The organism is Phenylobacterium sp., assembly GCF_035475775.1.
GTDB lineage: Bacteria > Pseudomonadota > Alphaproteobacteria > Caulobacterales > Caulobacteraceae > Phenylobacterium.
Map to the genome: position 1 here is coordinate 1 of NZ_DATIMC010000103.1, position 10290 is coordinate 10290.

Annotated in this window: 13 protein-coding genes; 3 read left to right on the forward strand and 10 right to left on the reverse strand. The window is 69.0% G+C overall.

Going from position 1 to position 10290, the window contains the following annotated elements:
• Positions 1–92 precede the first annotated feature (92 nt).
• Positions 93–560 (forward strand): low affinity iron permease family protein, encoded by a 468-nt coding sequence (locus VLI41_RS12925; RefSeq protein WP_325268495.1) that lies wholly within the window; start codon positions 93–95, stop codon positions 558–560.
• A 4-nt stretch (positions 561–564) separates the two neighbouring features.
• On the opposite strand, the gene VLI41_RS12930 is transcribed toward VLI41_RS12925, so the two are convergent.
• The 3 genes from VLI41_RS12930 to VLI41_RS12940 are packed head-to-tail and all read right to left on the reverse strand — an operon-like array spanning position 565 to position 2650.
• On the reverse strand, positions 565–1023 hold the full coding sequence (locus VLI41_RS12930) for an NUDIX domain-containing protein (RefSeq protein ID WP_325268496.1): 459 nt from the start codon (positions 1021–1023) through the stop codon (positions 565–567).
• On the reverse strand, positions 1023–2024 hold the full coding sequence (locus VLI41_RS12935) for a S1/P1 Nuclease (RefSeq protein WP_325268497.1): 1002 nt from the start codon (positions 2022–2024) through the stop codon (positions 1023–1025). Before VLI41_RS12935 ends, VLI41_RS12930 begins: the two co-directional genes overlap by 1 nt.
• A 41-nt stretch (positions 2025–2065) precedes the next feature.
• Positions 2066–2650 carry a glutathione S-transferase family protein gene (locus tag VLI41_RS12940; RefSeq protein WP_325268498.1) on the reverse strand — a complete coding sequence of 195 codons (585 nt, stop codon included), beginning with the start codon at positions 2648–2650 and terminating at the stop codon, positions 2066–2068.
• Positions 2651–2837: 187 nt separating this feature from the next.
• Between VLI41_RS12940 and VLI41_RS12945 the strand changes: the two genes are divergently transcribed.
• Entirely contained in the window at positions 2838–3311 is a 474-nt protein-coding gene (locus VLI41_RS12945) for a 3D domain-containing protein (protein ID WP_325268499.1), read from the forward strand.
• 95 nt (positions 3312–3406) lie between these two features.
• Here VLI41_RS12945 and VLI41_RS12950 read toward each other — a convergent pair whose 3' ends face one another.
• The 7 genes from VLI41_RS12950 to cobA form a co-directional block, all read right to left on the reverse strand.
• A complete protein-coding gene (locus VLI41_RS12950; RefSeq protein WP_325268500.1) occupies positions 3407–4156 on the reverse strand; it encodes an alpha/beta fold hydrolase in 750 nt (249 codons plus the stop codon).
• Between the two features lie 199 nt (positions 4157–4355).
• Complete coding sequence (locus VLI41_RS12955; protein ID WP_325268501.1) at positions 4356–5171, reverse strand: ferredoxin--NADP reductase; 816 nt, start codon at positions 5169–5171, stop codon at positions 4356–4358.
• A 32-nt stretch (positions 5172–5203) separates the two neighbouring features.
• On the reverse strand, positions 5204–5947 hold the full coding sequence (locus VLI41_RS12960; protein WP_325268507.1) for a phosphoadenylyl-sulfate reductase: 744 nt from the start codon (positions 5945–5947) through the stop codon (positions 5204–5206).
• 2 nt (positions 5948–5949) lie between these two features.
• Entirely contained in the window at positions 5950–6450 is a 501-nt protein-coding gene (locus tag VLI41_RS12965) for a DUF934 domain-containing protein (RefSeq protein ID WP_325268502.1), read from the reverse strand.
• The gene (locus VLI41_RS12970) at positions 6434–8089 is read right to left on the reverse strand and encodes a nitrite/sulfite reductase (protein WP_325268503.1); all 1656 of its coding nucleotides are present in this window, start codon (positions 8087–8089) and stop codon (positions 6434–6436) included. Before VLI41_RS12970 ends, VLI41_RS12965 begins: the two co-directional genes overlap by 17 nt.
• A gap of 8 nt (positions 8090–8097) precedes the next feature.
• The gene (locus VLI41_RS12975) at positions 8098–8457 is read right to left on the reverse strand and encodes a DUF2849 domain-containing protein (protein ID WP_325268504.1); all 360 of its coding nucleotides are present in this window, start codon (positions 8455–8457) and stop codon (positions 8098–8100) included.
• Positions 8454–9311, reverse strand: a complete 858-nt coding sequence (gene cobA, locus VLI41_RS12980) for a uroporphyrinogen-III C-methyltransferase (RefSeq protein ID WP_325268505.1) — start codon at positions 9309–9311, stop codon at positions 8454–8456. The genes VLI41_RS12975 and cobA overlap by 4 nt, the downstream gene beginning before the upstream one ends.
• Positions 9312–9504: 193 nt before the next feature.
• Here cobA and gcvA point away from each other — a divergent pair.
• The coding region (gene gcvA / locus VLI41_RS12985) for a transcriptional regulator GcvA (protein ID WP_325268506.1) at positions 9505–10290 on the forward strand (786 nt) is incomplete at its 3' end.

Consider the following 10290-nt stretch of genomic DNA (forward strand, 5'->3'; position numbering starts at 1 on the left):
ACGGGCTCGGCCATGGGCGCCTCCGGAACAGGGTCTCGCACTAGCCGTTCAGCGGAGGTGACGCAAACCGCAGAAAGATAAGCCGGTTCCTAATGAGTGCATTCAGCGACGCCTTCGCCCGGATCGCCAGCGCGGTGTCGCGCTGGACGGGCCGCCCCCTCACCTTCCTCGCCTGTATCGTGATCGTGATCATCTGGGCCTTTTCCGGTCCGGTGTTCCACTATTCGGACACCTGGCAGCTGATCATCAACACGGGCACGACCATCGTCACCTTCCTGATGGTGTTCCTGATCCAGAACACCCAGAACCGCGACAACGCCGCCCTGCAGGCCAAGCTGGACGAGCTGATCCGCGCCTCCAAGGCGAAGAACGAGTTCATCGGCATCGAGCACCTCTCCGACGAGAAGCTCGACGAGATCCTCGAGCAGTGCGAGCAGCATCGCCCCGAGGTGCTGCGCCGGGCCGAGGCGCGCGCCAACTCCAAGCGCAAGGCGGCGATGGGGTCCGGCCGCAAGCGCAGCGCCCGCCGCGCCCAGCCCGCGGCCCGCAAGACCGCCTGAGCGCCTAGGCTCGCCCGCGCCGCAGCCAGCAGGCGAGCGCCCAGACGTGGGAATCGCGGTCGAGCTCGAGCAGCGCCTCGTGCGGCGTGCGCCACACCAGGGCGTGGTCGTGCTCGATCTTGCGGCCCGCGTCCGCCCGCAGCAGCGTGCCTGCGAAGAAACGGCCTCGCGTGTTGTGGGATTCGTCGCTGTCGTTGATGAAGTAGTGGTCGGCCAGGGCGAAGGGCTCGGCCTCGACGTCGATCACCAGGCCCGTCTCCTCCCCATATTCACGCACCGCCGCCTGGTTCGCGCTCTCGCCGGGCTCCAGGCCCCCGCCCGGCAGGTCGATGCGCACGCCGCCGGTCTTCAGGCTCACGCGGACGAGCGCGATCCGGCCCTCGCGCGCCACCACCGCGAACGCCGCCGGCCGGTCGGGATAGCTGCGGCCAGGCTCGCGCTGGCCGAACTGGGGCACGTTCATCAGTCGGTCCCGTAGAGCGCGGGATAGGGATCGACCTTGCCGGCCAGCGCGTCGGCCACGGAGATCGGCTTGTAGCCCACGGTCTCCTTCAGGCTGGCGCGCCAGGCCTCGAGGATCTGGTCGCGCAGCTCCGAGGCGCCTGCCGCGAGCTGCCGCGTCGCGAACGCCGGTCCCCGCGGATCGCCGGGCTCGAGGCCGCCCGCCTTCTCCAGGGCGTAGAGCGGGATCGCCTGCCTGGCGGTGGCGGCCAGGTATTGCACGGTGCGCTGCTCGATCGTGCAGGCGCAGAGCCGGAGCGGCGCGATCGCGCCCGCCACCGCCGCCGGCCGAACGGCATGCGCCACCATCTCGCCCTCGAACGGCTGATGGATCCTGGCGGTGGTGAAGCCCTGCGGGTTCGGGAAATCGCCCCAGCCGTTGTAGTGCACGGTGACGTGCAGCGGCTGGCTGCCGTCGCCGACGAAATGGGACAGCTCGCCGATGTCCTCGAGGATCAGGGCCTCGCGGCGGCGCTTGTCGGCGGCGAACCACGCGCGGTGCGCGCGCCACTGAGGACTGGCCTCGGCGAAGGCCAGGACGCGCCAGTAGGCGAAATCCTTGGCCAGCTGCTCCCAGCGGTCGACGATGGCGTAGGGCAGCCAGCCCGCTTTCCAGCTGTCCTGGCCCACGGCGCGCAGGGCGGCGTCATAGGCCTCGAGCGTGGGCGGCAGGGTCTCCAGCGTGGGCCCGCCGAGGATCCGCCCGTCGTCCCCGAGATCGACGAAGTGCGCCGGATCGCGGGCGTTGTCGTGCACCCGCCCGGCGGCGCGCCCGCGGTCGGGCTCGCGGGAGTACTCGCCCACGTCGACCGCCGCTTGCGGCGTGCGCAGGAAGGCCGGCAGCTCGGCCGGCAAGGCGCGGATCGCCGCCTCGCCGATCATCCGGTGGCCGGCGCTTCCCCAGGCGAGCGCCGCCGCCGGCAGGGCGAGCACAATCAGGAGGGCGGAGACGAGATGGCGCATGGGCCGGGTTTGGCCGCACTCGCCGCGGCTGGCAAGGGGCGTCAGTCGGCGATCTGGAAGGCCTGCTCCACGCGGCCGATCCAGGCCCGGACGTTCCGGTAGTCGGAGAGCTCGAAGCCGCCCTCCCCAGCCCAGCGCGTGTACGCCACGAGCGAGATATCGGCGAGGCTGGGACGATCGCCGACCAGGAAACGCGACTGCGTCAGGGCGTCTTCCAGGCGCTGCAGCGCGGCCCGGCCGCGCTCCACCAGCCGCGGCTCGAGCTCCGCGGGCGACTTGCCGAGATAGCGCACCTGGAAGCGCGCCACCGCCACATAGGGCTCGTGGCTGTACTGCTCCCAGAACAGCCACTCCAGCATCCTGGCCCGCTCGTAGGCGTCCCGCGGGGTCAGCTCGGAGCCTTCGGCGAGATGCAGGATGATGGCGTTCGACTGGGCGAGCGGCCGGCCGTCGTCCAGGATCACGGTCGGGACCTGGCCGGCCGGATTCAGCGCCAGGAACGCGGGCGTGCGCGTCTCCGCCTTCAGGACATCGGTCTCGATCCAGTCGTAGCTGAGCCGCAAATGATCGGCCGTCCACTTCACCTTCAGGCAATTTCCGGAGATGGAGTCCCCATAAATTCTCAAAGCCCGTCTCCTCTACGGCCAAGCTGGGAATTCAGCCTCCGCTCTCGGGAACTCAAGCGATGGCGTCTAACTCGGATTGTCAGAAAATCTGACAGGGCAGCCTGCCGCACCCGGGCGGGGTTGCGGTTAACCATTTTAGGAGGGTACGAGTCCGCACCACCAGCTCAACGACGAAGGAGACGCCGTCATGCGACGCCGCCTCGCCGCACTGGCCGCTCTTCCCCTCCTTGCATTGGGTTCGAGCGCGCACGCCGCCTCATCCGATCCGCTCGGCGACCTGATCATGTCGGTGGTCACCGGCAGCCTGCCGACCGGTCCGGTGTTCAATCTCAAGGCGACGCTCTACCACGCCGGCGTCAAGGGCGTGGGCGCGCTGGACTCGCTGGGCTGCAAGGTCGTCGCCATGCGCACGGTGGCGGTCGACAGGACCCTGATCCCGAAACGCTCGATCCTGTTCATCAAGGAGACCGTCGGCATGAAGCTGCCCGACGGCTCGACGCACGACGGCTACTGGTACGCCTCCGACACCGGCGGGGCGATCAAGGGCCAGAGGATCGACCTCTACACCGGCTCGCGGGCCTCGGCCGCGGCCCAGGCGCTCAATCTCGCCCGGCTGACCGCCATCAAGGTCGGCGACTTCAAGGGCTGCCCGCCGGGCTAGTCGCGCACTCATAAATCGAGGCGACGCGGCGACCAGCCGGCAAGCGTACGTCTTGGTCTTCCGAGAAGGGTGGCGAGCGGAGGTTCGTAGATCGCTCAGGTGGTTCGCTGCGTATCGAGGAACCGTCTGATACCTGCGCCACTCTCCCGTCCGAACTGCCAAATTGCGCCGCCGTGGTCGCCGCCCGTCACTAGAAACCGAGTCCGTTCCGCTGCTGCGAACGCCTTCATCGGTTCGTAGTTGAGATCTTCGCGTCCGCTCCAAAGCAGCACAGGGACGCCGGCTTGGACAACGGCGTCGCGCGCATCGCAAACGTCCGCGAGCGCTTCCCAGCAAGCACATAGGCCTGGCTCGACCTCCGCCGTGACCCATTTGACGACGGCCGGGGCGGTCACTCGCAAATCAGCAATCTGATCCCTGAAGTCCGAAACTCCGCGCATCCCTTGAGGACGGGCTGCTTCGATCCCGTGCACGATATCCCAGCCCCCAATCACAAGCGACGACAGCCGGTCGCGATGGTGTCGCGCAACGCCCACGGAGAGCCAGCCGCCCATGGAATAACCAATGAGGTGGGCTTTCTCGCAACCCAGGTCATCGATAACTGCGAGGACATCGGCGGCTCTCACTTCCAGGCCATAATGGTTGTGATCGGAAGGCTTGTCGCTCAGGCCGTGGCCAAGAGAATCCACGCTGGCGACGCAGTAGCCGTCCGCCAGTGTCTCGATGACGCCCCAGCGCTTCCAACTTCTCGCGTCGCTGAGCAAACCGTGAAGTAAGACCACGAGCGGCCCAGTTCCCTCCACCGTATAGTGGATTCGGTTCCCGCGACTTGTCACGAAGGGCATTTTCGCTCCGGAAGGGCTCGACCGTCCTGGCGGCTCTCCCAGCTTAGCAATCTCCGCCAGCGAATGCGGATTTCCTGGGTCTGGGCGAAGGACCGCAGCGGGTGGACCTCAGTCATTGGCTTTCCAAACCGGAAGCGCACCCAAGCCCCGCCCCTTTTAAGAGCACACAGCCTAGCCGCGCGTCCGCACAGGCCGAGGCTCAGCTCTCGACGAAGGCGCGCTCCAGCACGAAGTCGCCCGGCTCGGCGATCGAGCCTTCCGCGTAGCCGCGCTCCAGCAGCTGGCGCTTCAGGTCGACCAGCACCGAGGGACCGCCGCACAGCATCACCCGGTCCACCGCCGGATCGAACGGCGGATTGCCGAGATCTTCGAACAGCCGCCCGCTCTCGATCAGGTCGGTGATCCGGCCCTGGGTCTTGAACGGCTCGCGAGTGACCGTCGGGTAATATCTGAGCTTCGGGGCGATCAGGTCGCCCAGGTACTCGTCGTTCGGCAGCTCCTGCTCGAACAGCTGGCGGTAGTTGAGGTCGCGCGCCTCGCGCACCGTGTGGGTGACGATCACCTCGTCGAATCGGTCGTAGACCTCCGGGTCGCGGGCCAGCGACAGCCAGGGCGCGAGCCCGGTGCCGGTGCCCAGCATGTAGAGCCGCTTGCCGGCCTTGAGGCCGTCCAGCACCAGGGTGCCGGTGGGTTTCCTGCCGATCAGCACCGGATCGCCGACCTGGATGTTCTGGAGGCGCGAGGTGAGCGGGCCGTCCGGCACCTTGATGGAATAGAACTCGAGGTGGTCCTCCCAGGCCGGCGAGGCGATGGAATAGGCGCGCACCAGCGGCTTTCCGCTCTCCAGCGTCAGGCCGACCATCACGAACTGCCCGCTGGTGAAGCGGAAGGCCGGATCGCGGGTCGTGCGGAAGGAGAACAGCGTCTCCGTCCAGTGCTGGACCCAGGTCACGGTCTCGACGAGGAAGGCGCTGGAGGCCTTCGGGGCCGGCTGGGCCACGATCACATCCGTCATTGAACTCTCTTCGCTATGTAGTTCGGGCCGGCCTAGATGTCGCCGCCCACGTTCGGCGCGGTCCCCGGCGCCCGGGCCAGGTGGATACCGCACTCGGTCTTGTCAGACCCTTTCCAGCGCCCGGCGCGCACGCCGTCGCCGTCGTCGGCCGGCTGGGTGCAGGGCCAGCAGCCGATCGAGGGGAAGCCCTGCTCGACCAGCGGATGGGCCGGCAGGTCATGCTCGGCCATGTAGGCGTCGAGCTCGGCCTTCGCCCAGTTGGCGAGGGGATTGAACTTCACTTTGCCGTCCGCCTGCTCGACCACCGGCAGCGACAGCCTAGCCCCGCCGTGGAACCGCTTGCGCCCGGTGATCCAGGCGTCGAACTCGGCGAGCCCGCGATCCAGCGGCAACACCTTGCGGACGTGGCAGCAGGCATCGGTGTCGGTCTCCCAGAGCTTGGCCTGCGGATCGGCCGTCGCCAGGTCGTGATAATGCGGGCGCAGGTCGCGCACGTCGCTCAGGCCCAGGCGCGCCGCCAGCCTCCTTCGATAGTCGAGCGTCTGGCCGAACAGCATGCCGGTGTCGAGGAACAGCACCGGGATGTCCCGGCTCACCTGGGCGGCCAGATGCAGCAGCACCGCCGATTCCGCCCCGAACGAGGAAACCAGGGCCAGCTTGTCGCCGAAGCTCTCGTAGGCCGCCTCCAGGACGGTGATCGGATGGGCGTGGCGCAGCTCCGCATCCAGGCGTTGGACGCGCGGCGGCTGCGGCCGGCGGATGTCATCGAGGGCCAGACTCACGACCTACGCTCCACGAAAGCGGGGACGCGCTCGTCGACCCCGCGCTGATACACATGGCGGTAGCGGCGGGTGGCCCTTTCCCACTGCTCCGGCGTGGATCCGTCGGCCGGCTCGAACGCGTCGAAGCCGCAACGGAGCATGAAGCCCGCCTGTTCGCGCAGCACGTCGCCGCAGGCGCGCAGCTCGCGGGTGAACTTGAACCGCTCCCTGAGAATGCGGGCGTTGGAATAGTGCCGCCCGTCGAGGAACTTCGGGAACTTCAGCGCCACGACTGCGATCCTCGGCAGGTCATAGGCCAGCGCCTCGACCTCCTCCTCGGTCGTCAGCCGCACGCCCACCGAGCGCCCGTCGGAGAGCAGCCGGTCGCCCTCGGCCTGGAAGCGGGCGAGCGACAGGATGACGTCGCCCGGCGGCAGCGCCTCTTCGTCGTCCACATGGGTGAACGGGTCGTTGGCCAGCACCATCCGGCCGCCCTGGGACTTAATGAGCGTCGGCATAGACAGCCTCCTTGAAGGGGGCGACGCCGGTGCGCCGGAAGGTGTCCAGGAAGCGCTCGCCTGTCGTCCGCTCGCGCAGATAGACCTCGACCATCTGCTCGACGGCCTCGGCGACCTTGTCCGCCGGCAGCGCCGGCCCGAGCATCGTGCCCAGCGCCGCGTCCTCCGCGCCGGAGCCGCCGAGCGTGACCTGGTAGAACTCCTCGCCCTTCTTATCGACGCCAAGGATGCCGATGTGGCCCACGTGGTGGTGTCCGCAGGCGTTGATGCAGCCGGAAATGCGGATCTTCAGCTCGCCGATCAGCTCAGCGCGCTCGGCGTCGTCGAACCGCCGGGCGATGTCCTGGGCGATCGGGATGGCGCGGGCGTTGGCGAGCGAACAGTAGTCCAGGCCCGGGCAGGCCACGATGTCGGTGACCAGGTCCATGTTGGGCGTGGCGAGGCCCGCCGCCTCCAGCGCCGCATGCACCGTGGGCAGGTCGTCCAGCCGCACATGCGGCAGCAACAGGTTCTGCTGATAGTTCACCCGGATATCGTCGATCGAATAGCGTTCGCCGAGGTCGGCCACGACGTCCATCTGCTCGGAGGTGATGTCGCCCGGCGTCAGTCCCGGGGTCTTCAGCGAGACGTCGACGATGGCGTAGCCAGGCTGCTTGTGCGGATGGACGTTGTGGCGGGTCCAGCGGGCGAACGCCGGATCGGACGCCTTGGCCTGCTCGAAGATCTCGGAGGCGGGCGGAAGGGTGGCGAATTTCGGCGTGAACCAGCCGCGGATGCGGGCGAGCTCGGTGTCCGGCAGGTCGACCGGCTCGTTCTCGGACTTCTCCCACTCGGCCTCGACCTGCCTTGCGAACTCCTCGGCGCCCAGCGAGGCGACCAGCACCTTGATGCGCGCCTTCCAGATGTTGTCGCGCCGGCCGTAGCGGTTGTAGACCCGCAGGATCGCCTGGAGGTACGAGAGCAGATGCCGGGTCGGCAGGAACTCGCGGATCGTCGGGCCCAGGTAGGGCGTCCGGCCGAGCCCGCCGCCCACCATCACCTCGAACCCCAGCTCGCCGCCGCGCCCGCGCCTGAGCGCCAGGCCGATGTCGTAGACGCGCAGCGCCGCGCGGTCCTTGGCCGCCGCGGTGACCGCGATCTTGAACTTGCGGGGCAGGAAGGTGAATTCCGGGTGCAGGGTCGACCACTGGCGGATCGCCTCGGCCCAGACCCGCGGATCGTCGAGCTCGTCGGCGGTCGCGCCCGCATAGGGATCGGCCGTGATGTTGCGGATCACGTTGCCGGAGGTCTGCATGGCGTGCATCTCGACCTCGGCGAGATGCTCCAGGATGTCCGGCGCGTCCTTCAGCTTGATCCAGTGCAGCTGCAGGTTGGTCCGCGTCGTGAAGTGGCCGTAGCCCTTGTCGTAGGTCTTGGCGATGTAGGCGAGCTTGCGCAGCTTCTTGGCGTTCAGCGATCCGTAGGGGATGGCGATCCGCAGCATGTAGGCGTGCAGCTGCAGATAGAGCCCGTTCATCAGGCGGATGCGCTTGAACTGGTCCTCGGTGAGCTCGCCGGCCAGCCGGCGGTTCACCTGCTCGCGGAATTCCGCGGCCCGGTCGGCCACGAACTCCTTGTCGATGGCGTCATAGCGGTACATGCCGGCCTTCACTTCCGCTTGATCAGGTTGACCCGCCCGGTGGAGCGGGCCGCGCCGTGGGCGTGTCGAAGCGCTTCGACGTCCTCGCCGCCCGCAGCCTGCTTGCCGTGCTGGGGATGATTGGTCGGGCCCAGGCAGCGCACGCGCTCGCGGAAGCTGAGCGGCGCCCACAGGCCCTCGGAATCCACCAGGTCGATCAGGTAGGGATCGACCACCACCGTTCCCTGCGCCTTGGCCATGCCCTCGGCCTCGAGCGCCGCCTGGTCGTCGTCGAAGATCTGCGCCTCGGCGAAGCGCTCGACCCAGCGGCCGTCCTTCCAGAACACCGCCTCGCCGTCGGCCAGCCGATTGCCGGTGAGCGCCTTCATGGCCGCTCATTCCCGCGCAGGCGGGAATCCATGCTGAGTTCGTTCGAAGCGCCGCTTGGGTCCCCGCTTTCGCGGGGATGAGCGGGAATGAGTTCCTCGGCCAACGCCATGGCTTCGCCGACGATCAGCAGCGCCGGGCCGCTGAGCGCAGCCGCCGCTTTGGCCAGGCCCGCCAGCGTGGTCACGATGCGCCGCTCGTCGGGGCGCGAGGCGTTCTCGACGATCAGCGCCGGCGTGGACCCCGCCCGGCCCGCCGCCATCAGCCGCGCGGCGATCGGGGCAGCCATCGACAGGCCCATGTAGACCACCACCGTCTGGTTGGGCCGCGCGAGGCTCTCCCAGTCGAGATCCGGCTCGCCGCCCTTCGCCGCATGGCCGGTGACGAAGGTCACCGCCTGGGCCGAGCCGCGATGGGTGAGCGGCCCGCCGGCCCCGGCGCCGGCCGCGAGCGCCGCGGTCACGCCAGGGATCGCGTGGCATTCGACGCCCGCCTCGCGGCAGGCCTGCAGCTCCTCGCCGCCGCGGCCGAAGATGAACGGATCGCCGCCCTTCAGCCGCACCACCCTCAGGCCCTCGCGCGCGAAGGCCACCAGCATGCGGTTGATCTCGTCCTGGCTGAAGGAGTGCCGCGACTTGCGCTTGGCGACCGAGATGCGGCGCGCCGTCTGCGGCGCAAGCGCGAGGACCTCAGTCGTGACCAGACCGTCGTGCACCACGACCTCAGCGCCCTGCAGCGCCTTCAGGGCCTTGATCGTCAGAAGCTCGGGATCGCCGGGGCCCGCGCCGACCAGCCACACCGCGCCCGCGCGCGAGCTCCGGCCGCCCCCGAGGACCACCAGGCGCTTCGGTCGCATTGCGCTGTCGCGTCGCTGCGGCATTAGCTTCTCTATAAGCTCTGTGCTTCAAATCGAGACGGGACGGGGTCGCCCCCGCCCCGCTCGCACCCGCCGGCGAAAAGGGCCGATACACCGGCGGACGCTTGCAATTAGGTCGGCCAAGCCCCACTTCGCAAGCCAAGGACTTCTGCCCGGGCTGTCAGGAATTCTCATGGAACGCATGCAGGAGCGCCGCCGCTTGCCGCCGCTCAACGCGCTCCGCGCCTTCGAGGCGGCCGCCCGGCACCTGAACTTCAGCCGCGCCGCCGACGAGCTTTCGGTGACCCCGGGCGCGGTCAGCCAGCAGATCCAGAATCTCGAGGACTACGTCGGCGCGGCGCTGTTCAAGCGCACCCCCAAGGGCCTGTTGCTCACCGACGCCGCCCAGACCGCGCTCCCGGCCTTGCGCGAGGCCTTCGACCGGCTCGCCGAGGCCGCCTCCCTGCTCACCGCGGCGGTCGATGGCCGGCGGCTGACGCTGACGGCGCCGCCTTCGCTCGCCGCCAAGTGGCTGGTGCCGCGGCTGGGCGCGTTCGAGCAGGCGCATCCGCAGGTCGACGTCTGGCTGCAGGCCGGCATGGAGATCGTCGACCTCACCGCCGGCGAAGTCGACCTCGCGATCCGTTACGGCTCGGGCCGCTATCCGGGGCTGGAGATCAAGCGCCTGATGGGCGAAAGCGTCGTGCCGGTGATCAGCCCCGAGCTGCACGGGCAAGCCCCGCTCAATTCGCCGGGCGACCTCGCCCGCCACGTGCTGCTGCACGACGGCTCGCCCGACCTCGACGATTCCTGCCCCGACTGGCCCATGTGGCTGGCCGCCCGCGGGGTCAAGGGGATCGACGGCACGCGGGGGCCCAGGTTCAACCAGTCGAGCCTGGTGATCGAGGCGGCGGTGAACGGCCGCGGCGTGGCGCTCGCCAAACGCACGCTCGCCCAGGCCGACCTGGAAGCCGGCCGG